This is a genomic window from Serpentinicella sp. ANB-PHB4 (assembly GCF_031432315.1).
Classification (GTDB): domain Bacteria; phylum Bacillota; class Clostridia; order Peptostreptococcales; family Natronincolaceae; genus Serpentinicella.
In genome coordinates this window covers 17863-43116 of sequence record NZ_JAVKGO010000006.1, presented here as the reverse complement: position 1 = coordinate 43116, position 25254 = coordinate 17863, and the positions used below count along the sequence as shown (strand labels likewise).

At 34.0% G+C, this 25254-nt stretch carries 22 protein-coding genes; 20 read left to right on the top strand and 2 right to left on the bottom strand.

Annotated elements, in window-relative coordinates:
* Nucleotides 1-11 precede the first annotated feature (11 nt).
* The 3 genes from RH915_RS06470 to RH915_RS06460 all read left to right on the top strand — a co-directional run bounded on the left by RH915_RS06470 (nucleotide 12) and on the right by RH915_RS06460 (nucleotide 2475).
* Nucleotides 12-446 (top strand): DUF1934 domain-containing protein, encoded by a 435-nt coding sequence (locus RH915_RS06470; protein ID WP_310478720.1) that lies wholly within the window; start codon nucleotides 12-14, stop codon nucleotides 444-446.
* A complete protein-coding gene (locus tag RH915_RS06465) occupies nucleotides 446-1126 on the top strand; it encodes a hypothetical protein (protein ID WP_310478879.1) in 681 nt (226 codons plus the stop codon). Before RH915_RS06470 ends, RH915_RS06465 begins: the two co-directional genes overlap by 1 nt.
* Nucleotides 1127-1251: 125 nt before the next feature.
* On the top strand, nucleotides 1252-2475 hold the full coding sequence (locus RH915_RS06460) for a dicarboxylate/amino acid:cation symporter (protein WP_310478718.1): 1224 nt from the start codon (nucleotides 1252-1254) through the stop codon (nucleotides 2473-2475).
* Nucleotides 2476-2612: 137 nt separating this feature from the next.
* Here RH915_RS06460 and RH915_RS06455 read toward each other — a convergent pair whose 3' ends face one another.
* Nucleotides 2613-3695 (bottom strand): HD-GYP domain-containing protein, encoded by a 1083-nt coding sequence (locus RH915_RS06455; RefSeq protein ID WP_310478716.1) that lies wholly within the window; start codon nucleotides 3693-3695, stop codon nucleotides 2613-2615.
* Between the two features lie 169 nt (nucleotides 3696-3864).
* Nucleotides 3865-4677, bottom strand: coding sequence for a pyrroline-5-carboxylate reductase (gene proC, locus RH915_RS06450; RefSeq protein WP_310478715.1), 813 nt, complete (start codon nucleotides 4675-4677; stop codon nucleotides 3865-3867).
* Nucleotides 4678-4867: 190 nt separating this feature from the next.
* On the opposite strand from proC, the gene RH915_RS06445 reads away from it, so the two are divergent.
* From RH915_RS06445 to dusB, 17 genes are all read left to right on the top strand, one after another.
* Complete coding sequence (locus RH915_RS06445) at nucleotides 4868-5062, top strand: helix-turn-helix domain-containing protein (protein ID WP_310478714.1); 195 nt, start codon at nucleotides 4868-4870, stop codon at nucleotides 5060-5062.
* A 197-nt stretch (nucleotides 5063-5259) separates the two neighbouring features.
* A complete protein-coding gene (locus RH915_RS06440; protein WP_310478713.1) occupies nucleotides 5260-5994 on the top strand; it encodes a vWA domain-containing protein in 735 nt (244 codons plus the stop codon).
* Nucleotides 5995-6297: 303 nt separating this feature from the next.
* On the top strand, nucleotides 6298-7203 hold the full coding sequence (locus tag RH915_RS06435; RefSeq protein WP_310478712.1) for a protein kinase domain-containing protein: 906 nt from the start codon (nucleotides 6298-6300) through the stop codon (nucleotides 7201-7203).
* 240 nt (nucleotides 7204-7443) lie between these two features.
* Nucleotides 7444-8835 carry a tRNA lysidine(34) synthetase TilS gene (tilS, locus tag RH915_RS06430; RefSeq protein ID WP_310478711.1) on the top strand — a complete coding sequence of 464 codons (1392 nt, stop codon included), beginning with the start codon at nucleotides 7444-7446 and terminating at the stop codon, nucleotides 8833-8835.
* Between the two features lie 211 nt (nucleotides 8836-9046).
* Complete coding sequence (ftsH, locus tag RH915_RS06425; protein WP_310478710.1) at nucleotides 9047-11011, top strand: ATP-dependent zinc metalloprotease FtsH; 1965 nt, start codon at nucleotides 9047-9049, stop codon at nucleotides 11009-11011.
* A gap of 274 nt (nucleotides 11012-11285) precedes the next feature.
* Nucleotides 11286-12833: an acyl-CoA carboxylase subunit beta gene (locus RH915_RS06420; RefSeq protein ID WP_310478708.1), complete on the top strand. Its 1548-nt coding sequence runs from the start codon at nucleotides 11286-11288 to the stop codon at nucleotides 12831-12833.
* Nucleotides 12834-12855: 22 nt separating this feature from the next.
* Nucleotides 12856-13257 carry an OadG family transporter subunit gene (locus RH915_RS06415; RefSeq protein WP_310478706.1) on the top strand — a complete coding sequence of 134 codons (402 nt, stop codon included), beginning with the start codon at nucleotides 12856-12858 and terminating at the stop codon, nucleotides 13255-13257.
* Nucleotides 13258-13330: 73 nt separating this feature from the next.
* Nucleotides 13331-13735 (top strand): biotin/lipoyl-containing protein, encoded by a 405-nt coding sequence (locus RH915_RS06410; protein WP_310478705.1) that lies wholly within the window; start codon nucleotides 13331-13333, stop codon nucleotides 13733-13735.
* A gap of 113 nt (nucleotides 13736-13848) precedes the next feature.
* Complete coding sequence (locus tag RH915_RS06405) at nucleotides 13849-14967, top strand: sodium ion-translocating decarboxylase subunit beta (RefSeq protein WP_310478704.1); 1119 nt, start codon at nucleotides 13849-13851, stop codon at nucleotides 14965-14967.
* A 271-nt stretch (nucleotides 14968-15238) separates the two neighbouring features.
* Entirely contained in the window at nucleotides 15239-16219 is a 981-nt protein-coding gene (locus RH915_RS06400; protein WP_310478702.1) for a biotin--[acetyl-CoA-carboxylase] ligase, read from the top strand.
* A gap of 86 nt (nucleotides 16220-16305) precedes the next feature.
* Entirely contained in the window at nucleotides 16306-17103 is a 798-nt protein-coding gene (locus tag RH915_RS06395) for a type III pantothenate kinase (RefSeq protein WP_310478701.1), read from the top strand.
* Nucleotides 17104-17215: 112 nt separating this feature from the next.
* On the top strand, nucleotides 17216-18628 hold the full coding sequence (locus RH915_RS06390) for a sigma-54 interaction domain-containing protein (protein WP_310478700.1): 1413 nt from the start codon (nucleotides 17216-17218) through the stop codon (nucleotides 18626-18628).
* Nucleotides 18629-19012: 384 nt separating this feature from the next.
* Nucleotides 19013-20566: an acyl CoA:acetate/3-ketoacid CoA transferase gene (locus RH915_RS06385; RefSeq protein WP_310478699.1), complete on the top strand. Its 1554-nt coding sequence runs from the start codon at nucleotides 19013-19015 to the stop codon at nucleotides 20564-20566.
* Between the two features lie 24 nt (nucleotides 20567-20590).
* Complete coding sequence (locus tag RH915_RS06380) at nucleotides 20591-21916, top strand: GntP family permease (RefSeq protein ID WP_310478698.1); 1326 nt, start codon at nucleotides 20591-20593, stop codon at nucleotides 21914-21916.
* Between the two features lie 140 nt (nucleotides 21917-22056).
* Nucleotides 22057-22899, top strand: coding sequence for a 3-hydroxybutyryl-CoA dehydrogenase (locus RH915_RS06375; protein WP_310478697.1), 843 nt, complete (start codon nucleotides 22057-22059; stop codon nucleotides 22897-22899).
* Between the two features lie 154 nt (nucleotides 22900-23053).
* Nucleotides 23054-23881: a methyl-accepting chemotaxis protein gene (locus tag RH915_RS06370; protein WP_310478695.1), complete on the top strand. Its 828-nt coding sequence runs from the start codon at nucleotides 23054-23056 to the stop codon at nucleotides 23879-23881.
* Between the two features lie 372 nt (nucleotides 23882-24253).
* On the top strand, nucleotides 24254-25219 hold the full coding sequence (gene dusB, locus RH915_RS06365; protein ID WP_310478693.1) for a tRNA dihydrouridine synthase DusB: 966 nt from the start codon (nucleotides 24254-24256) through the stop codon (nucleotides 25217-25219).
* The last annotated feature ends 35 nt before the right edge of the window (nucleotides 25220-25254 follow it).

Genomic DNA, 25254 nt, shown 5'->3' with positions numbered 1-25254 from the left:
GAGGGTATAAAATGGAACAAACTAAAAATAGCAAAGTGATTCGAGTAACTGGTGTACAGAAGATAATGGATGATGAAAATAAAATTGAGTTAACAACAGAAGCAGCTTTATATAAAAAGAATAACCACCTGTATATTGTTTATGAAGAGTCAGAAATATCTGGGATGAAGGGAACAACGACTACTTTAAAGGTTATGGAAAATAATAAAGTTTCTTTAAATCGTTTCGGTGCAAACAGAAGTCAATTTCTGTTTGCCGAGGGAGAAACCTGTAAAACCCAGTACGACACAATTTATGGGAATCTTCAGATGGAAGTGTATACAAATTTTCTAGAGGTTGATATAGATTTCGAATCTTATACTGGGAAAATAGAAATACGATATGATTTAAACATATCCGAATCGAAAGAACAACTTAAAAATAGTCTTAAGGTTGAGTTGTTGTGATGGATGTGTATAATACACAGTTAATCAGAAATATAAAACTAGATATTGCAGCACAGTTAAAACACAATATTTTATCTGAGTGTGAGGGTATACTGGAAAGAACAGAGATAAATGTGGAGTTAAATCTAAAAAAAGGTTTTGGTGATTTTTCTACAAATGCTGCCCTTAGGTTAAGTAGGCAAGTTGGAATTAATCCTGAGAAATTTGCAAAAAAAATTATTAAAGGTATGACTTTAAAAGAGGTTGATATTGATAAGATTGAAATTGTATCTCCTGGCTTTATTAATTTCCATTTAAAGCCAAACTGGAAACTAAAAGCATTAGAGGCAATACAAAATCTTGAGAGTTGGTCAAATAATCCTGCTATACCAGCGGTTAAGTATGTATTAAAACGTATTGATTGGGTGTTAGAAGTTCTGGGCAATGATGGATTTGAACCAGATATTTCAGTAATCAATTTAGAAGAGGCAGTACCAGCTGACCTAGAAGTGATAAACATCCTAATAAATGGATTAGATGAAGTAGAAAGTGGTGGAACAATATCACTTAATTCAAAAAATATACTGTTAGAAAACTTTGAAATATATCATGACAATCTATCCTTAAGAAAGTTAAATCAAACTAGGCTTAATATTGTGCTTAACATATTTTTAGCAACAAAAAAGCTGTTACAGGCGTAGGGAAACTTATATCATTTTAATTTAACAAATATTATAACAATGTACGAAATTAAAATTTTACAAATAAATTAATGGGAAAGGAGTGTACAGAGCAATTAATAAAGAATAAAAAAGGAGGGTGACAAATGAAACTTAAGTTAACAACAAAAATATTAATTGGTTTATTAGCCGGTATTATAGTAGGTCTTTTATTAGGTGGTTCACCTGAGATTGCAGAAAAATATATAGCTCCCTTTGGAACATTATTCTTTAACTTAATTAGAATGATTATTGTGCCCCTTGTATTATCCTCTTTAGTTGTTGGTGCTGCCAGTACAGGAGATGTAAGAAAGCTCGGTAGAATGGGTGGAAAAACCGTAGCATTCTATCTTGGAACAACTGCAGTAGCTGTAACTATAGGTTTAATCCTTGGAAACTTATTTAGTCCTGGATCAGGCATTGCTATGCCCATAAATGAAACGGCAGAAGCAGTAAGTGCACCGCCATTATTAGAAACCTTAATAAATATTATTCCAAGTAATCCCCTACAAGCAATCGTAAATGCTAACATGCTACAAATTATTGCCTTTGCACTATTTATTGGGGTTGGTATTACAACCGTCGGAGAAAAAGGAAAGCCTTTATTTAACTTCTTTGAAAGTTTAGCAGAAGTAATGTATAAAATTACAGCTTTTATTATGAGTCTAGCACCTTACGGTGTATTTGCATTAATTGTACCAGTAGTCGCAGTTAACGGACCTTCTGTATTAGCACCTTTAGTAAAAGTAATTATAGCTGTTTATTTGGGTGCGCTGATACATGCGATTGTTGTATATTCTTCAATCGTTAAAGCTTTTGGAAAAATGAATCCACTAAAGTTTTTCAAAGGGGTAGCCCCAGCGGCGACCGTAGCCTACAGTACAGCCAGTAGTGCTGGTACTTTACCAGTGACGATTAAATCAGCAAAGGAAAACCTTGGCGTCTCTAACGGAGTTGCTAGTTTTGTACTACCTTTAGGTGCAACAATCAATATGGATGGAACCGCATTGTATCAAGGTGTATGTGCGTTATTTGTTGCCCAAGTATATGGACTTGAGTTAGCTTTAGCTCAACAAGTTACAATCGTATTAACAGCAACATTAGCATCAATAGGGACCGCTGGAGTACCAGGAGCAGGATTTATTATGCTAACAATGGTATTAACAGCCGTAGGATTACCTATAGAAGGGGCTGCTTTAATAGCTGGTATAGATAGAGTATTAGATATGGCTAGAACCGCTGTTAATGTTGTAGGTGATAGCGCAGTTGCGGTTGCTGTTGCAGCAACAGAAGACGAATTAGAACCAGTTACTGAAAAAGTGACATCTTAAATTAAAAAGAAAACATAAAATACAAAAAAATCTCCCTTAACAGGGAGATTTTTTTATATAGTAGGAAAGTACTACTTTTTATAAAAAAGAAACAGGTTTTATTTTCGATATAAATTACTTTGCGAATATAACTATATTTAAGCTTTGTGAACAATACCTTGAATAACTAAGTTCTTTTCTTCTATCAAGTTGATAATTCTGGAGTTTTCTTTACTTTTTGTACGAATTAGACGAATAACCGGTCGTGAAAACAGATCCTTATTAACCTTAGCTACAACACCAACACTACCATCATTAAGTTTTACAATGGTATTAAGGGGATAAGGATTAATTCGTTGAATAAAGGCTTTTACTAACTCTGGATCGAACAGAGTACCGCCGCTTGCCATAATAAATTCAATAACTTCGAACACTGGTAAAGCTTTTCTATGAGGTCTATCCGAAGTCATGGCATCAAAGGCATCAACAATTCCGATAATCTTTGAAAAAAGGTGTACTTTTGAGTGATCCAACTGCTTCGGGTAGCCTTTGCCATTGTATGTTTCATGGTGTTGTAAGACGGGTATTCGAACAAGTGGACTTAAGTTTGTAGATTTCTTTAAAAATTCAAATCCTAATAATGGATGACGTTTTACTATCTCAAATTCTGATTTTGTAAGAGGTGTGTCTTTATTTAAAAGCTCCTGGGGTACGAACATCAAACCGATATCATGCAAAGAAGCCGCTAGGGCCAACTTGTCTAGATCTGAGCGGTTCAAACCAATGCTAGTTCCTAAAATAAGCGATAACACCATTACGTTAATGGAATGTTCATAGATGTAACCACCTACTGTTTTAAGATCCATCAGCTCTATGACGACATCTTTTTTAGTAAAGAGATCGTCAACAATAGAAGAAATAGATGCCTTTGCAAAGGTCAAATCCTTCTCAAATTCTTCTTTAACGTTTTTAGAACCATTCTGTCTTGTTGCTAAAGCAGATAACTTTCGAATATGTCCGATAGATTTTTGTCTTACTTCAGGAGAAATAACATCCTCTATGTCACTTTCTGTATGTTCGTCTCGTATATATACGCGGGTATAACCCAACTGTATTAATTTTTCAACCAGAGAAGCCTTTAACTTAACACCTCTAGAAAGTAGTATCTTACTATTCTCATCAAAAATCGGGGTAGCCAATGTGTGCGCTTCTGAGGCATGAATTAATTCGATTGCTCTCAATTTTAATCACCTTTTTCTATTGTATTCCCTTATATCCTATTCTAATATATTCAAAGATACCACAGTTAATTTAAATAATCTATAGCAAAATTTGTTGTAAAATAAATAATTGAGGAGTTTTAAAATAATATTTAAGAACTACCTAGGGAATTGAATAAATGTTTATAACTTATTCCTTGGCATTTAATCTTTTTGTCTTTTCCGTACAAGCCTCCATAGCCTTAATGATACTTCCCCTAAAACCACTTTTCTCTAAGCTGTAAATTGCTTCAATGGTAGTTCCTCCAGGAGAACACACATGATCCTTTAGCTTACCCGGGTGTGTTTCTGTATCTAATACCATCTTAGCCGCACCTAGTACTGCTTGAGCGCCATATGCATAAGCTTTATCCCTAGGGATTCCCTGCAGAACTGCACCATCAGCTAAAGCCTCAATAAGTAAATACACATAAGCCGGGCTACTTCCGCTAATAGCCGGGATAGCATCCATTAAATTTTCTTGTATAATATCAACTTTACCAACGCTACTTAACAGCGATACAACAATTTCTAGATCTACATCTTTGATTTGAGCGTTTGGAGAAGCCACAATCATACCTTCTTTAACGTGAACTGGAGTATTTGGCATCGTTCTAATCAATTTAACTGGTTTAGAGAAAAAACTTTCCATATATTCATTTGAAATACCAGGCGCTAAAGAGACTAGAATGTGTCTATCTTCAACAATATCTTTCAACTCTTCTAGAACATAGCTATAGACATTAGGTTTAATGGCCAAAAAAATAATGTCACATTCTCGGAGCGTTTCTTTATTTGATAAAAAATGGCCGATCCCGTACTTACCAGATAAATTCATTGCTTTATTTTTATCTTTATCTGTAACAAATATATAGTTTTTAATATCTTTACTATAATCTACAAAACCTGCAATAAGTGCTTCAGCCATGTTTCCTGACCCGATAAAACCGATTTTTAAATTCAATTAAAACACCTCTTTTTTTAATTTATTATAAGTTTAGCATAGCGAAACAAAGCAAACAAGAAGGAGTAAAATGTATTAGAGAAAACTAATTTATAACTTAAGCATAAAAAAGACACCGGTTTTAATATATTATAGTAAGAATTGTACTTTATTATTTTAGTCATAATAAAAATTGTTTGGAGGGGTGCCTATGATTAATGGATTAAAAATAAGACAAATAAGAAACCTTAAAGGCTATACCACCCATGACATGTCAAGGATAACGGATATATCCAAAAGCTATATAGAAGAGTTAGAGAGAGGAGCAAAAGTTAATCCTTCATTTAATAAAGTTGTTTTAATTGCTAAAGCACTAGGAATTAAAGTAGATGATCTAATTGCGTAAACATAAAAACATATAAATCATAATGAGTACATAATTTCTTTTGGCTCCCTTGTTCTAGAGACAGCTAATACAACAACTGTTTATTCCAAGGGGGTCTTTTTGTGTAAAAAAGTATAGGAGTTTTTATAAAAGAACGCTACAATGTATAGATTTCTTCTGTATTGTCTATAAATCTATAAAAACAGGAGGTTTCTCATATGGAAAAAGATGTGTTAATGAGACAAATTATACTTGTAACTGATGGACAATCAAATGTAGGTGGAGACCCGGTAGTGTCAGCATCTAAAGCTTTTAAAAAGAACATAGTGGTGAATACCATAGGTATTGTAGATAAACAGGATGTAAATGATCAAGCTTGTGATGAGATTAATAATATTGCAAAAGCCGGGGGTGGACAGTATGAGCATACTTTTATCGACCATCTTTCATATACAATGCAGAGTATGACGATGAAAACAGTTAACCAAACGATTCAGGAAGCTGTAAACAGTCAATTAAAAGAACTAATTGGACAAGAATTAGAGAACATGGCGCCACCAACTAGAAGTAAATTACTAGATTACGTAGAGCGTTTTTCTGAAGAGGTACAAATAGATTGTTGCATACTGATGGACTGTAGTGGAAGTATGGCTAAGAAAATAGATGAGGCAAGATATAGCATATTAGATTTAATGAAATCCTTTAAAGCAAGAAAAGGAAAAGTTAATTTAGCTGTCGTTGCCTTTCCGGGTAGTGGCGCATCAAATTGTGAGGTGATTCATCATTTTACGGATAATATAGCGGAGCTAGAGAATAGAATATATAGAATAAATGCAAAAGGTGGAACACCAACTGCATCAGCCATAGATCAAGCTATTGATTTAATTGAAGCCTTTAATGGTGGAATAAATAAGTCCGGTGAAATATTAGAAATGGAGGAATGTACAGGATAGACAATAATACTAGAATAAATATTCCATATTTGTAAATAATAGTTTTAATTATTTTTAGAAATAAAAGGTAGCGTAAACGCTACCTTTTTAATTTTTTTACTTGGGAAAGCACATAATTAAATAGGGCAACTTTTTTTAAAAAGTTCAATAAAGTTCAATAAAGTTCAATAATCTAATTTCCTCAATGTATAAAATACGATTTAATTTACAGAAATAAGGTTTAAAAATAAGCATATAAAGCCCAGCTGTTTACAAGTGAAACAATCCGGCTAATTCTTGAGTATATAAGAGAGGTGTTAGATCGTGTTACCTCATTTGAGTCCCTATACTGTTATTAAAGGAAAATGGAATAAAAAAAGCTACGAGGTCAAAAAAAAGCTAGGAGAAGGTGGGACTGGTGCTGTATATTTAGTGAGAGACATTCATTTAGATCGTGAGTATGCCTTGAAGCTAAGTGAAGACAATATTGCAATTAATAGGGAGTTTGGGCTTCTTAAAAAGTTCCAAAATGTAAAACTAGTAGTAAAAGTATATGATATGGATGACGTAGAGATTCAAGGGAAGACGTTATACTATTTACTTTTGGAGCATATTGATGGTGTGAATTTACAAAATTATTCGGAAAACAACCTTGTATCAACAAAAACCGTATTAGGCGTTATTATAGTCATTTTAGATGGTTTAGTTAAAATACATAATATGGGATATATCATGGCAGATCTAAAGCTGGAAAACATAATGTTAGATCGAGAAAAAAAGAAAATCAAGCTAATTGACCTAGGTGGTCTTGTGAAAAAGGGAGAAGCAATTAAAGAGTTTACACCAAGCTATGATCGGGCTAGTTGGAATTGTGGAGATCGTATAGCAGAAACGTCTTATGATTTATTCCTTGTAATAATGATACTAGTAAGACTCACAATAAACGAAAATCTTAATCCAAGAAAAGATACAATTGAAACAGTGATTAATAAGATACAAAAAAGTTCCATTCACAAAGACATAAAATCCTTTATGATCAAAGGCCTTTTAGGAAAAGAAAAAAATATTGAAAAATTCTCGAGAAGAATTAAAGAATTATATAATAAAGAAAAACAAATTTTCAAAACAAATAATGTAATAAAAAATCCTTTAAATGTAGATTTCTTTTTTATATGTAGTTGCTCTCTTTTTATTTCTACATTGATTTTTGCTTATCTAAATATAAGGTAAATTAAAATTAAAGATATCCTAGAATGAGATAATTTATTTTTTGACGATATAAAACTATCGGATAACTGATAATAAAAAGACTGGGTATACATTAATCTTTATCTTATATTTAACGATTGTGTTTAATTATAAGATTACCTAAATAAATAAAATTGTAATAAAATTACGTAATTTAAAAGGAAAATGTGAGTATATATAGAAATAGCAATTAAGAAAGAATGAATAAAAGAGGGATAAAGTATGATACAAGAGATAAAAGAGACAATAAAAAGAGAAAAACTAATTGAAGTTGGAGATAAAGTAATTGTCGGAATATCCGGTGGACCGGACTCCGTATGTTTATTGCATGCATTACATAGTATTAAAGAGGATCTTAAAATTGATTTATATGCTGCCCATTTAAATCATAATTTTAGAGGGATAGCATCACAATTAGATGCCCACTACGTCTCCCAGTTATGCGAAAGATTAAACATTCTTTGTTTTATAAAGAGTGAAGATGTGTCTGAATTTGCTAAAAAAAATAGTTTATCTTTAGAAGAAGCGGGTAGAATTAAGAGGTATCAGTTTTTTGAAGAAGTTTCCGAAAAAGTAGGGGTGTCTTCTAAAATTGCTGTGGCACATAACCTTAATGATCAAGCAGAAACAGTGTTGATGCGGTTCTTAAGAGGTACTGGAACTGAAGGGTTAACGGCAATCCATTTTAAAAGAGGAAAGATTATTAGACCATTACTAAATGTAAAAAGAAAAGAGATAGAGGATTACTGTTTTCTACATAAGCTAGACCCAAGAATTGATGGAACAAATTTAGAGCCCATATATCATAGAAACAAAATCCGTATTGAGTTAATCCCGTATTTAAAAGAAAATTATAATCCAAATATAATTGAGACTATGGCAAGAATGGCGGAAATTTTAAAGCACGATAGCTCCTTTATGGAAGAACAAGGTAAGATTGCATTTAATGACGCAGTACTAAGTGAAGAAAATAACGTTATTGTTTTATCAGTAGAGAAAATCAAACAAAAACATGCAGCATTAAAACCTAGAATATTAAGGTTAGCAACTGAAAAACTAATGGGAAGAAAAGAAGCTTTAGAATACAAACACATTCAAAGTATTTTAAATATATTAGAAAAAGGGGATACGGCTAAACGGTTAACTCTGCCTTTGGGGATCAGTTTTAGAACGAGCTATGATAAGCTAATTCTTTCGATGGGAGAAAGTGACTATGATGGAGAGTATGCTTATGAATTAGAGCCAGAGGGTTACAAATATATCTCTGAAATTGGGCAAGAAATACATATTAAGGTATTAGAGAAAGAGGAAAAGGTGGCAATAAGTAGAGATAAGTATTTGAAGTATTTTGACTATGATAAGGTAAAAAATAACTTATTAATTAGAAACAGAAAAGAAGGAGATAGATTTTGGCCATTGGGGCTTTCTGGTTCCAAAAAGCTAAAGGACTTTTTTATTGATTATAAAATTGATAGAGAAAAGCGCAAACTCATTCCTTTAGTATGTGATGGTGAAGAAATCATGTGGGTAGTGGGTTATCGAATGAGTGAGAAATATAAAATAACAGACAGTACAAAAAGAATTTTAGCAATAGAATTTAAGACAATTAAATAATACAAGAAGGATATTGAAAAGCAAAAAAAAAGGAAATGCATATTTAACGATAATGGTATAAGAATTAGAGAAAGTTTCATAACAAGTTTTAGTAAATTTTTATATTTATTGGACTATACAAATGATGAAATTCACTAAGTTGTTTTAAAATAAATAGTATGATAAAATATTAGAATGCATAAAATATACACATTGTAGAGGAGGGCGTCGAGTGAGGAAATTTTTTAAAGGAGCAAGTTTCTGGGTGCTCATGTTTGTCATTTTATTGGCCTTAGTAAGCAGATGGCCAGCAACTACGCAAGATATTGTAGACATTGAGTTTTCCGGATTATATAAAGAGCTAGTAGATGGGAATGTAACAGAAATTCATATCGTTGAACGGAATGTTGAAGGTACGATTGTGAAAAATGGAGAAACCAGCTATTTTAGATCTTTTATTCCGACGGTATATAGCCATGAACGTTTTAGTGAAATTATCGATAATCAGATGATAGAAACTAATGGATTAAGAGTTACTGCAGAACCACCTCCAACAACCCCATGGTTTATTGAACTTTTACCGTACATATTCTTGGTGGTTGTATTTGTGATTTTCTGGGTGTTCTTTATGCAACAGTCCCAGGGTGGCGGCAACCGTGTGATGTCTTTTGGTAAGAGTAGAGCAAAGCTGCATAAAGAAGATGAGCAAAAAAAGGTTACTTTTGACGATGTAGCTGGATTAGATGAAGAAAAAGAAGAATTAGTAGAAGTTGTAGATTTTCTAAAAAGTCCTCGTAAGTATATAGACTTAGGTGCAAGGATACCAAAGGGGATCTTAATGGTTGGACCTCCGGGAACAGGAAAAACTTATTTAACAAAAGCAATTGCTGGAGAAGCAGGAGTACCGTTCTTTAGTATAAGTGGTTCCGATTTTGTTGAGATGTTTGTTGGTGTAGGAGCATCGAGAGTTAGAGATCTATTTGATCAATCAAAGAAAAATGCACCTTGTATTATATTTATTGACGAAATTGATGCTGTAGGTAGAAAAAGAGGGGCTGGCCTTGGTGGTGGTCACGATGAAAGAGAGCAGACATTAAATCAGCTTCTTGTAGAGATGGATGGTTTTGGCGTTAATGAAGGTATTATAATTGTTGCAGCGACAAATAGACCAGATATTTTAGACCCTGCACTTTTAAGGCCTGGAAGATTTGATCGTCAAATTTTAGTAGGTGCACCGGATATTAGAGGTCGAGAAGCGATCATCAATGTACATGCAAAGAATAAACCTGTTGATACGGATGTAGATGTGAAAGTTTTAGCTAGAAGAACCCCAGGATTTACCCCTGCAGACATTGAAAACTTAATGAATGAAGCTGCGCTACTTACAGCTAGAAGAAATGAAAAGAAAATAAAAATGGCAACAATAGAAGAAGCGATTACAAAGGTAATTGCTGGGCTTGAGAAGAAGACTAGGGTTATTAGTGAAAAAGAAAGAAAACTTACTGCATATCATGAAGCAGGGCATGCTGTCGTAGCCACTCTTTTACCTAATACGGATCCAGTACATCAAGTTTCTATAATTCCTCGAGGTAAAGCTGGTGGATTTACAATGATCTTACCAACTGAAGATAAATACTATAATACAAAAACAGAAATGGAAGAACACATTATCCATTTACTTGGGGGAAGAGTTGCTGAACAACTTGTTCTTGAAGATATTAGTACAGGGGCACAAAATGACTTACAAAGAGTGTCAGCTGTAGCCAGAGGCATGGTTACTAAGTATGGAATGAGTGAAAAAATTGGTCCACTTAGCTTGGGTAGTGGTGACGAAGAAGTATTCCTAGGAAGAGATATGACTTCAAAACGAAATTACTCAGAAGAAGTTGCGGCGGAAGTAGACAAAGAAATTCGAAGAATTGTGGATCAGTCATATAGTCGAGCACAAAATTTACTAACTGAAAATATGGAAATGCTACATACTGTAGCCAAAGCATTGTTAAAATTAGAAACATTAGATGCAGACCAATTTAAGCATATTTTCGAAGGGAAAGTAGTAGTAGAAGAAGATGACACAGTAGATAGTCTAGATGCAAAATTCAAAGCATTAAAGCAAGAAAACAAAAAATCTACTGATGACGCCACAGATCATGAAAATAATAGTGACACAGAAAATATAGATAAAGATGAAGAATAACCAAATTTAAAAGCTTCGAAGCTACGCTTCGGAGCTTTTTCCTGTTTTTGCAAATTAAAATGTATAATTACTTTTATTAAAATAAGTTTACAAATTGCACTAATAATAAAATAGTATAAAAAAATTAATTTAGTAAAATATGAAAGTATGGGAAATTACTAATTAAATCAGGATTTATCAGAAGAAGCGTACAAAATGTAAACACCCAAGAAATTTGTATTGGTTAAATGTGTTTTGTGCATTTTGTTAATAATAAATATTAGGAGGAGTTATAATGCCGAATACTAAACTAGGTGAATTTCGAAGGGAAAGGGAGCGATATCGAAGGGGACAAGATATTGATGATTTGGATTTACAGAAAAATAAAAACAAAAGAACAGCCAGGGAAAGAATTTCATTACTATTTGATGAGGGAACCTTTGTAGAATTAGATATTTATATAAAAAATCCTAAGGTAGGTCTAAATAATAATAACGAAGTGTATTCTGGTGAAGGTGTTATAACAGGATATGGACTAGTTGATGGTAGGCTTGTTTATGCTTATGCACAGGAGCACACAGTTATGGAGGGGGCTGTAGGAGAGGTACAAACAAAAAAAATAGCAAGAATTCAACAGATGGCATTAAAAATGGGGGCGCCTATTGTTGCGCTAAAAGATTCCAGTGGGGCTAAGATTGAAGAAGGAATAGATGCTTTAGCAGGATATGCAGAAATACTAAAACATACGACACGATTATCTGGGGTTGTACCTCAGATATCAGCTGTAATGGGTTCTTGTGCGGGTGTGGCTGGATATGTACCTGCTTTAACGGATTTTATTTTTATGATAGAAGAAATAAGTCAAATGTTTATAACTGGACCAAGTAGAATTGAGAGTGTAACTGGAGAGCAAGTATCAATGGAAGCTTTAGGTGGAGCAATGATACACAATAGGAAAAGTGGCGTAGCACATTTTATTACAAAAACTGAAGAGGAATGTATAAAAGAAATAAGGAAACTACTAAACTTATTGCCCTCAAATAATATGGATTCTGGGCCGATTACAAGCACAGGAGATATAATAAATAGAACCAATCTAGAATTAGAAGAAATAATATCAAATGATACAAGTAAAAATTATGATATGAAAGTTATTGCACATTCAATTTCAGATGATGGGTATTTTTTTGAAGTGCAAAAGCATTATGCACAAAATATCATAATCGCTTTTATTAAAATGAATGGACAAACTGTTGGATTGATAGGAAGTCAACCAATGGTATTAGAAGGAGCATTAGATATAAACGCATTAAATAAAGCTGCTAGATTTATTCGTTTTTGCAATAGCTTTAACATTCCAATACTTACTATAGTGGATAGTCCTGGTTTTTTACCTGATATCAGACAAGAATATGGGGGCGTAATTAGACATGGCGCAAAATTAATTTATGCTTATGCAGAGGCAACCGTCCCGAAGGTTACATTAATTACAAAGCGGGCGTATGGTGGAGGGTATCTTGCCATGGGCAATAAGAATTTAGGTGCTGATTTAGTATTTGCTTGGCCAACTGCGGAGATTGCAATTATGGATCCAGAGGCAGCTGCAAATATTATTTATAAAAATGAAATTGCCCATGCTGAGGATCCAAAGGATGATAGAGTAGCAAAAATAGAACAATATAAGAAAGAAGTTGCCACACCGTACAAAGCCGCGGAGATGGGATATGTTGATGATGTAATAGAACCCTCTGCTACTAGACCTCGAATAATAGATGCGCTAAATATGTTAGCAACCAAAAGAGAATTAAACCCAGCAAAAAAGCACGGAAATATTCCATTATAAATAAAATATGAGGTGAAACTGAATGAATTTAATGGAAAGGATGAACACAGACTTTGAGTCTTTAACCTTAAGTGAGAGAATTCTAGGTGGTATTGAGGTTGCATTATTTGGTGTAGGGATTGTATTTTTTATTCTTATATTAATTATGTTAATTATTATGATTTTAAAAAACATATTTACTGGGTCCTCTAAAGCACCAGCAAATGAAATGTCTGGACAAGAATCGGACCCTATTCCCGAAGTGGAAGAAGAAGTATATGAGGAAATGGTACAAGAACATGAACTAGTAGCCATAATAACTGCTGCTTTAGCTATGAGGTTAGAGACATCAACCCATAATATAATTGTTAGAAATATTCATCGTACTGCGGATCATAACACCACATGGTCAAGGGTGACGAGAGTTAATCAAATGAATCGCTAGTGTCTGCTAATATTTTAGTAACCATATCTTATAACTACAGTTAATATCATTTTTATATTCAGGAGGTATTTTAATGAGAAAATTTAATGTTACCGTAAATGGAGTCACTTATAAGGTCGATGTTGAAGAGGTTGTGGGTGAAGATGTAAGAAGTCCAATAGCCAAAGAGGAGAAGTCAGAAACTAAAAATATTATGTCTGAAAAACCATCTGCTAGTAAATCAGGACAAGGGACTAACGTAGCTTCTTTAGAAATGCAAAGGGGAAGTACAATCATCGAATCTCCAATGCCAGGAAATGTGTGGAAGATTCTTGTTAAAGAAGGAGAAACAGTAAAAGTAGGACAAGTTCTCGTTATATTAGAGGCAATGAAAATGGAGAATGAAATAACATCACCTAAGGATGGTGTGGTGGCAACTGTTGATGTTAAGGAAGGGATTGCTGTGGGTGGAGGCGATCTACTAGTTACTTTGAAATAGCTTTATAATTGACTTTATTTATATTCGACTAGCTTAATAATGCAATTTTCTCATCTGTTTAAATTGCAAGGTATCGGATAGAAATTTCCTAGGGCCATGAAAGGAGAGACAAAATGATTCAAGTATTATTAAATTTTTGGGAAATGACTGGTTTTGCAAATATGACTTGGCAACAGTTTGTGATGATACTTGTGGGGTGTTTTTTGTTATATTTAGCAATTAGTAAGAAGTTTGAGCCATTATTGTTACTGCCCATTGCATTTGGAATGATTTTGACTAATTTACCTTTAGGAGGTATCATGGACGAGGGTGGATTATTATATAATTTTTATACTGTTGGTTTACAGTCAGGTGTATTTCCACCATTGATATTTTTAGGGGTTGGAGCAATGACTGATTTCGGGCCATTAATAGCTAACCCTAAAAGTATATTATTAGGAGCTGCGGCTCAGTTTGGTATATTTTTTACATTTATAGGGGCGATCCTAATAGGATTTGATGCACAAGGAGCGGCATCCATAGGAATTATAGGAGGTGCAGACGGTCCGACAGCCATATTCTTAACCTCACTTTTAATACCTGAATTGTTAGGTCCAATTGCTGTAGCTGCATATTCATATATGGCCCTTGTACCGGTAATACAACCACCCATAATGCGACTATTAACTACGGAAAGAGAAAGAAAGATAAAGATGGAACAATTACGGACCGTATCAAAAAAGGAAAAAATAGTATTCCCAATTATGGTTACTATTTTTGTTTCTTTATTTTTACCATCTGCTACAGCCCTTGTAGGCATGTTGATGCTAGGGAATCTTTTAAAAGAAAGCATGGTTACTGATCGGTTGGCAAAGATGGCACAAAATGAACTTATAAATATAGTAACCATTTTATTAGGTTTAAGTGTAGGAGCCACTGCACAAGCACAGTACTTTTTAACTATTCAAACGATACAAATTATCGCTTTAGGCATTTTGGCCTTTGCTTTTGGTACAGCATCCGGGGTAATATTGGCTAAAATTATGAATAAATTATTAGGTGGAAATGCAATTAATCCATTAATCGGTTCTGCTGGTGTATCCGCAGTACCTATGGCGGCTCGGGTTTCTCAGGTGGAGGGACAAAAGGCGAATCCAAGCAACTTTTTATTAATGCATGCTATGGGCCCTAACGTTGCAGGGGTGATTGGATCAGCAGTGGCCGCGGGAGTATTTTTATCCCTATTTAGTTAGATGAGTCTTCTTCGTTTCGGATTTATTGACTTGTGTTTATTTCTTAATTAAAGGATACTGTTCATAAATGAGGTGGACAGAAGGTATTTTTTACAATTTATTATATTGAAAATCTCAAAAATGTAATTATGCAATTTATGTAGATGTTAATGTATAATTAAAACTAAGAAGATGCAATGAACTAAAAAATAAGTTTATGAAGATAAGAAAAGGTCTATGAAACCTTAGGATTTATATTACGTAAAAATTAATAAGGGGTATAGGTGGGATTATGCGAGAACAGGTACTTAAGATACTATATAATAGTAAAGGGTTTATATCCGGTGAAGAAATCAGTTCAAAGTTACAAGTATCAAGAACCGCTGTGTGGAAGCACATTAACGCACTGAAACTAGAAGGTTACTTGATAGAATCGGTTCATAAAAAGGGATATCGAATAATTGAAAAAAGTAATAGTCTGTTACCAGTCGAGATTAGTAATTACTTGACTACAGAAAAAATAGGGGAGAATATTATTCATTTTGAAAGCATTCAATCAACAAACGATTACGCTAAAGAGAATGGAAATAGCTTAGATCATGGAACCATAGTAATAGCTGAAGAACAAGTTGAAGGAAGGGGACGGATGGGTCGTAGTTGGGTGTCTCCAAAAGGGACTGGCATCTGGATGTCTCTTGTTCTTAAACCTGATATTGCCCCAGTAGAAGGGGTAAAAGTTACACAAATTGGTGCTGCAGCAGTGAGTAATGCACTACGTGAAAGTTTAGGCGTAGATGCAAAAATCAAATGGCCAAATGACATAACGATTAAAGGGAAGAAAGTGTGCGGTATTTTGACGGAAATGTCCGCAGAGATTAACGAAATTCACTATCTTGTAATTGGTATTGGAATAAATGTTAATGTTAAACAATTTCCTGCTGATATTGAAAACATGGCAACTTCCTTGATGATAGAAAAAGGTGAACCTGTAGATCGAAAGAAAATACTTGTTGATATATTATCTGAGTTCGAGAGACTTTATGATCATTTCATACATAAAGGAACACTGGATAAAACAATTAAAATATGTAGGGATCATTCGGCATTAATAGGTAAAAATGTATCTATAATAAAATCAGGCAAAAAAATAGAAGAAGGAAAAGTACTTCGACTATCTGATGATGGGTTTATCATTATAAAGAAGCATAGTGGTGTAGAGGAAACAATTCAAAGTGGAGAGATTAGTATACGAGGAGAAGCGGGTTATGTATAGAGCTTTTTATTGCATTCCCCTATGTAAACTGCTAAAATAATACGGTACACTTCGTGTATAAAGTTAAATGTTAGAAGGTGACTGATTTGATATTAGTTTTTGATGTTGGGAATACCAATATTGTATTGGGGCTATATAAAGATAAGGAACTTATAAATTCTTGGCGAATTTCAACAGATAAAGATAAAAGCTCCGATGAGTACAGCATGTTAATACATCAGCTATTTATGTATAGTGAACATGACAGTAAAGAGATAGAAGTGGTTATTATTTCATCTGTTGTACCAAATATTATGTATTCTTTGGAACATGCTACAAGGAAATTGTTCGATGTTGAGCCTCTAGTTGTTGGACCAGGAATTAAAACTGGTATAAATATTAAATATGATAATCCAAAGCAGGTAGGTGCAGATCGGATTGTAAATGCGGTTTCAGCTTATGAAAAATATGGTGGTCCCCTTATTATTGTTGATTTTGGAACAGCTACTACTTTTTGTGCTGTATCGAAAAGTGGGGAGTACTTGGGTGGAACCATTTCGCCGGGTATTAAAATATCAGGGGATGCTTTGTTTCAAAGAGCTGCTAAATTGCCAAGAGTAGAGTTAATTAAGCCGGGAAAAGTGATTTGTAAGAATACCGTAAATAGTATGCAAGCAGGTATTATTTATGGTTATGTAGGATTGGTTGAATATATAATAAATAAAATGAAAAGTGAGTTAAAAGGCAAAGTGACTGTAGTTGCAACGGGAGGACTAGCGACACTAATTGCTAGTGAAACCGATGCCATCGACGTTGTTGATAAATTTTTAACATTAGAGGGATTAATGATTATTTATGAAAGAAATAAAGACGATATAATTGAAAACAAAAAGGGGCACAATTAAACCGTGTCCTTATTTTTTTGCTGCAAACTGGAAAAAATTTATAAAAATAAAAGGAATTTGGGTATAAATAAAGTATATTAATGATAAGGCACATATTTAGGAGGAAAAAGACATGCAATGCGATAAAGGGAGTAAAAGTGAAAGAAAAAATAAAGATAAAAGACAAGAAACCTTAGACCTATATAGAAATATTTTCTCTAATCTGTATAACTGGATTGTAGTTGTTGATGCAGAAGGATATGTTGTTATGCTTAATAGAGCTTACTGCAATTTTTTAGGTGTGAAGCAGGAAGATGCAATTGGAAAGCATGTGACAGAAGTTATTGACAATACCCGTATGCATGTTGTTGCGAAAACAGGAAAACAAGAAATTGGAGATATTCAAAATATAAAAGGCAACCAAATGATAGCAGACCGTGTTCCTATAGTGAAAGATGGGGTTGTGATTGGTGCAGTAGGAACAGTCATATTCAAAGACTTAGTAGAATTAGATACGTATACGAAAAAGATTCATCATATAGAAGAAGAATTTGATTTATATAAAAAAGAGCTTAAAAAAGCTTTAGGTAGTGAGTATACATTTGAAAATATAATTGGAGATAGTGAAAGCATAGAAAAAGTTAAAAATTTCTCAAGAAAAGTAGCTAAGTCGAAGTCAAATATTTTAATTCTGGGAGAGAGTGGTACAGGAAAAGAACTTTTTGCCCATGCCATACATAACGCTAGCAATAGGGTTGATTATCCACTTATTAAAATTAATTGTGCGGCTATACCCACAGATCTTTTGGAATCCGAGTTATTTGGATACGAAGCAGGTGCTTTTACAGGGGCTAAAAAAAGTGGGAAACCAGGCAAGTTCGAATTAGCGGATAAAAGTACAATTTTTCTTGATGAGATTGGTGAGATGCCTTTAAATATGCAAGCAAAAATTTTAAGAGTGATACAGGAAAAAGAAGTTGAAAGAATAGGCGGAGTGACAACGAAAAAAATCGATGTGAGAATTATTGCTGCAACAAATCAAAATCTTGAAGAAATGGTAAAGAACAAAAAATTTAGGGAAGATTTATATTACAGATTAAATGTTATAAGCTTACGGGTACCCTCATTGAGAGAAAGAGTAGAGGACATCCCTATTATTGCAAATCATTTAATGAAAAAGATGGCCCGTGAGATGGATCGTCATGTTACAGAAATTAGTCATGACGCAATGCGTTGCATCCAAAACTATTCTTGGCCAGGGAACGTAAGAGAGTTACAAAATATAATTGAAAGAGCGTTAAACATTGTGGAAAAAGAAGCTATGATTTTAACCGATCATTTGCCCTACAATATTACGAAGAAAAGCAAAGTACAAATGGATACACAAAAAAATAGTTTAAAAGATATTTTAGAAGCTGTTGAAAGAGAAGAAATTAAAAAATGTTTAATTAAAACTTCGGGAAATAAATTAAAAACAGCAAAATTATTAGGAATAAGCAGAACAAGTTTATATGAAAAATTAGAAAAGTATAACATAGAAGTGTAAAAATAAATTACATTGTTCATAAAAATTGCATGATTAAAACATAAATCAACTTATCACTTAACTTCATGAAATGACCTCTCTTTTAAATTTTACTTTAGATATCGTTCATAAAAATCTATAAGTTTGTCAATACTATTAACACTATTCTAAGTATGCATTTATAAATTCAGCGGACTCTCATATTACTTATAATACTTGAAATTAAATAAAAATAAGAATTGGAAAAAAATATTACTTCCTTTGGCACGGACATTGCATTATAATGAGACATAAGTGAGAGGCCGCCACTTAAATAGTGACTTAAAAACAGACAAAACGACAAACTTGTACATTTTGCACATCTCAAATGTATGAACAGAAAACAAAAATAGGGGAGGTCATAACATGGCAATAAATTTTATGACAGCAGATGAAGCAGTAAAATTGGTTAAATCAGACAGTACAATTGCAACGGCAGGTTTCGTTGGGAATGCAGTTCCTGAAGAACTAGAAATTGCTTTAGAAAAAAGGTTTTTAGAAACTGGAGAACCTAGTAATATGACATTAATTTTTGCTGCCGGACAAGGAGATGCAAAAACAAGGGGACTAAATCACCTTGGTCACGAGGGGTTACTAAAAAAAGTAATTGGAGGTCATTGGGGACTAATACCTAAAGTGCAAAAACTAGCACTGGAAAATAAAATTGATGCCTATAATCTACCTCAGGGTGTTATTGCCCATCTATTTAGGGATATTGCCGCTGGAAAACCAGGAACGGTAACCCATGTAGGTCTAAAAACCTTTGTGGATCCAAGACTACAAGGTGGAAAGTTAAATGATAAAACTAAAGAGGATATCGTGGAGCTAGTAGAACTTGCTGGACAAGAATACTTATTCTATAAAGCATTACCGATAGACTTCGCATTTATTAGAGGAACCTATGCGGATGAAAACGGCAACGTAACTTTAGAAAAAGAAGCCGGTACTCTTGAGGTACTTTCAATAGCCCAAGCATGTAAAAACTCTGGCGGGAAAGTAATCGTGCAAGTTGAAAAAGTTGTCAAGAATGGAACTTTAGATCCTAGACTTGTAAAAGTACCGGGGATTTATGTAGATTCAATTGTTGAAGTTGAAGACATGACAAATCATATGCAAACTTTTGCTGAGCAATTCAATGAAAGCTATACAGGAAACATTAAAATACCAATAAATAAAGTAAAACCATTGGAGCTAAACGAGAGAAAGATTATTGCTCGTCGTGGTGCCATGGAGCTACCGCCTCAAGCGATTGTAAACTTAGGAATTGGAATGCCAGAAGGGGTAGCAATGGTAGCCAATGAAGAAGGTCAAGGGGATCAAATGACCCTAACTGTTGAGCCTGGTCCAATAGGAGGCGTACCTGCTGGAGGATTAAGTTTCGGTGCAGCAATGAATCCACAAGCGATCATTGATCAGCCGTATCAGTTTGACTTCTACGATGGTGGTGGACTAGATGTAGCCTATCTTGGTTTAGCCCAATGTGACGAAAAAGGAAATATCAATGTAAGTAAGTTTGGTCCAAAAATAGCTGGTGCTGGTGGGTTTATAAACATAACCCAAAATGCGAAAAAGACAATATATTGTGGTACTTTTACAGCCGGTGGACTAAAAGTTGAAGCGAAGGATGGCAAGTTAAACATTATACAAGAAGGTAAAGCAAGGAAGTTTGTAAAAGAGGTTGAACAAGTTACCTTTAGTGGTGCTTACGCAAATGAAGTTGGGCAACCTGTATTATATATAACAGAAAGAGCTGTATTTGAATTAACTAAAGATGGTGTAACTTTAATTGAAATTGCACCAGGAGTTGATTTAGATAAAGATATTCTAGCACATATGGACTTTAAGCCAGTAATTAGTAAAGACTTAAAGTTAATGGATGAAAAGATTTTTAAACCTGAAAAAATGGGTTTAACTATATAATAATAAAAAAGGGGAGTTGATTTTATGCCATTGTTTGGAATTATTCTAGGTTTAGCTTTACTAATGTTTTTAGCCTATAAAGGCATGTCAATTATTTGGATTGCACCACTTTGTGCATTGGTTGTTGCTTTAACTGGAGGTTTAGATTTACTACCGGCATATACAGATACGTATATGACTGGACTTGTAGGTTTTGCTAGAAGTTGGTTCCCAGCTTTCTTACTAGGTGCCATATTTGGGAAGGTTATGGATGAATCAGGGGCAGCCCGTTCTGTAGCCTACTGGATAACAAGATTAATCGGTACTAAGTTTGCTGTTGCTGCAGTAGTTATAGCGTGTGGCGTTTTAACTTGGGGTGGGGTTTCCTTATTCGTAGTTGTGTTTGCAATTTACCCTCTTGCAGTAGCCCTATTTAGAGAAGCAAACATTTCAAGAAAATTAATACCAGGCGCCATTGCATTAGGGTCCTTTACCTTTACAATGACTGCAATACCAGGAACGCCGCAAATACAAAATATGATCCCGACTGACTATTTTGGAACATCTGCGTATGCGGCACCAATTATGGGTATTGTAGGTGCAGCAATAATGCTCTTTGGTGGATTAGCTTACCTAATGCACAGAGAGAAAAAGTTGACTGCTGCAGGTGATGTGTTTACAGAGCCAAAGGATAAAGTAAAAGACGTGGATGTAAAATCATTACCAAGCCCAGCTTTATCTGCAATTCCACTAGTGTTAGTTATAGGAGTATTATTTACACTAGAAAACATGGAAAATTTAGCTGAAACATACTCTTCTGCACAGTATTTAATTATTGCTTTAGTTACAGGGATTTTAGCTGCAATATTATTAAATTTAAAACGCTTACCAAAACTTATTGAAACTTTAAATGCAGGTGCATCTGGATCTGTAATGGCAATTCTAAACACAAGTGCTGCTGTTGGGTTTGGAGCAGTTGTAAGAGCTTCAACAGGATTTGAAACACTAACAGATCTTGTATTAGGTATTGAAGGAAATCCACTTATATCCCAAGCTTTAGCAGTTAATGTACTTGCTGGTGCAACAGGATCAGCTTCCGGTGGTATGGGGATTGCTTTAGAAGCGTTAGGCGAGCAATATGTAGCGCTATCAGTATCCTCAGGCATTCCTATTGAAGCATTCCATAGAATTGCATCTATGTCTAGTGGTGGTTTAGATACATTACCACATAACGGGGCTGTATTAACACTGTTAGCTGTTTGTGGTATGACGCATAAAGATTCTTACAAAGATATTTTTGTAGTCGGTTCTTTAATCCCGGTTGCAGCGGTTATATCAGGTATACTTTTAGCGAGTATAGGATTAATATAATAAGATTGAAAATTAAATATAAAAATAAAGAGGCGGGGCGATCCGTCTCTTTGTTTTTAAAATAGCATACTTTTTCTAACTGTTTGTGAATCAACTTGTTTAGATGACAATTATTATATATACATTTTGGAGGGATAAATATGAAAAAAGTTGGTGTAGTGGGAGCTGGAGTGATGGGTGCTGATATAGCAAGGGTTTGTGCCCAATCTGGTTATAATGTTATATTATGTGATATAAATGCAGAAAGCCTTGAAAAGGCAATAGCAAGATTAGAAAAGAGTTTACAAAAGTCTGTCGAAAAAGGAAAGCTTGCTTTAGAAAAAAAAGAGAGTATTCTTAAAAATATTTATATTACTACAGATAAAGTGGGTTTAAAAGATTGTTTTGTTGTGATTGAGGCAATTGTTGAAAAGATGGAAGTAAAAAAGCAACTTTTTAGTGAATTAGACAAGATATGTAACAAAGAAACTATATTTGCTACTAATACTTCTTCTTTATCTATTACTGAAATGGCTAACGCAACAAGTAGACCTGATCGTGTTATAGGCATGCATTTTTTTAACCCAGTTCCATTGATGAAGCTAGTAGAAGTAATAAGAGGGGTAAAAACATCCGAGGATGTAAATAAAACAATTTTAGAACTTACCACCGATTTAAATAAGACCGCAGTAAAAGTAGAAGAATCCCCGGGATTTTTAGTAAATAGAATGTTAGTTCCAATGGTAAATGAGGCAATCGGTATATTATCTGAGGGAATTGCATCCGCAGAAGATATTGATACATCTATGAAGCTAGGCGCTAGTCATGTTATTGGACCATTAGCATTAGCTGATTTAATAGGGCTAGATGTGTGCCTGGCCATTATGGAAGTTCTTTTTGAAGAGTTTGGAGACTCAAAATATAGGCCGCATCCATTGTTAAGAAAGATGGTTCGAGGTGGTTTGTTAGGGAGGAAAGTTGGTAAGGGGTTTTATAACTACTAATTAAGTCAATTAAGAAAATCCTTCTTTTTATATACAATAAAACATTAGAAATGAATATATTCTATAGTAAAAATCTGTAAAAAGAATTGGCTTTAGGCGTATTTTGTGGTTTAATAAATGTATACGAAAACTGCTTATTAAGGGGGAGATACCTATGAGTTCTAGAGCATTACAAAACTTTGTTGAAGCTGGGCCATATATAAGAAAGGTGCATAGCAGTGATGTTGCCATAGGAATTACTGATCATGAAAAATATTTAGCATTTTACCAAGGGGATTCAATTAAATTTCCAGTTAAGGTTGGAGACAAGTTCAAAGCGGGTACGCTTATTGAGCAAGCCATTAGACAAAATGAAGTCATTACAAAAAAGATGGACAAGACATTGTTTGGTTTTCCATACTTAGGAACAGCAACTCCAATCCATGAAGACGGACAAGTTGTTGGAGCTGTAGTGTTTCTAGAATCAATTAAAAAACAAGAGGATTTATTAGAAATGGCGGAGGTGTTGTTTAGTGGGATTTCTCAACTACAAGCATCTTCTCAACAAATGAGTGCTGAAGCAGATGGCTTATCACAAATAGGATTTAACTTAGGAAATTTATCTAAAACAGCTTTAGAACATGCTGAAAAAAGCGGAGAAATAACCCTGTTAATAAAGAGTATTGCTCAACAAACAAATCTATTAGGCCTAAATGCTTCTATAGAAGCAGCCAGGTCCGGGGAAGCTGGTAGAGGGTTTAGTGTTGTAGCAGAAGAAATTAGGAAATTAGCCGTTTCAACTAAAGAATCAGTGGAGAATATTGAGCGTATTGTTAAAGATATAAAAACCACCAATACTAGTATAGCTACAAGTTCTGAGCAAATTGATAAAACTTCAAACGAACAAGTTAATGCTTTAGATGAAACAAACGCTGCGATTGAGTCTTTATTTGATTTAGCTAGAGATTTGAAAAGTCAAGCAGAATCTTTAGGTTTAAAATAGTAATTTTATACTGATTATATTAACGTTTGGAAATGCATTTTGTTTTATATCAAATTAGAGACTTTATTAAAAAAGTGGCCATATAATTTAGCCACTTTTTTTATATGAGGAAATTTATATACCTTCATTTCTAATTTGCGGATTAATCTTATAATTGAACGGGCATCAATAATTTAACAAGTGAGGAGAGATATTAGATTAGGAAATTTCAACATATTTACGCTGTGAGAATTTTTAATAATGGGAATCATGCAAATTCCTGTTATAATGGATAATTAAGACTTAAAAATGTTATTATAGTACATAGCTAAAATAATATATTTTGCACATAATACTTAAAAAGATTTTTGAATGAAATAGAGGGTGAGAATTTTGAAGTTTGGAAATATTGAAGTAGAAGGGGATGTATTCTTGGCACCAATGGCTGGGGTAACAGATTTACCCTTTAGGTTAATGTGTAAGAAGTATGGCTGTGGATTAGTATATACAGAAATGGTAAGTGCTAAGGGTTTATACTATGGTGATAAGAAAACAGAGCACCTTTTACATATTATAGACGAAGAAAAACCAGTAGCCATACAGATATTTGGATCGGATCCTGAAATTATGGCTAGAGCAGCATACTTGCTTAATGGTAGGGAAAATATTATTTTAGATATAAATATGGGATGTCCGACACCTAAAATAGTTAAAAACGGTGATGGATCAGCCCTAATGAAAAATCCTAAGAAAGCTGGAGAGGTTATAAGGGCCGTTGTAAAAGAGTCTGTTAAGCCGGTTACAGTTAAAATTCGTAAGGGATGGGATGATGCCTCTGTAAATGCGGTTGAAATGGCAAAAATCATTGAGGACAGTGGAGCACAGGCGGTTGCGGTTCACGGCCGAACAAGAGAACAATTTTACGCAGGTAATGCGGATTGGGATATCATCAAAAAGGTAAAAGCATCTGTAAATATCCCTGTGATCGGAAACGGGGATGTATTCTCTGCCCAAGATGGCATGCAAATTTTACAGCAGACAAAGTGTGATGGGATTATGATTGGACGAGGAGCACAAGGGAACCCTTGGATATTTAATCAAATTAACGAATACATAAAGTCAGGAAAAATAATCGATAGGCCGTCTTTAGAAGAAGTGGTATCTGGTGCAATAGCCCATATGGATTTATGTGTACAGTTCAAAGGGGAATATTTAGCAGTACGAGAAATGAGAAAACATATAGCCTGGTATTTAAAGGGATTTAAACATGCAGCACAAGTTCGGCATAGGATTAATTCACTAGAATCTATACAGGAAATAAAAGCGTTACTTTTGGACTATAATACGAAGCAAATATAATAAGGAAAGTTTATTTTTGTGCAGGTGAAATTTAT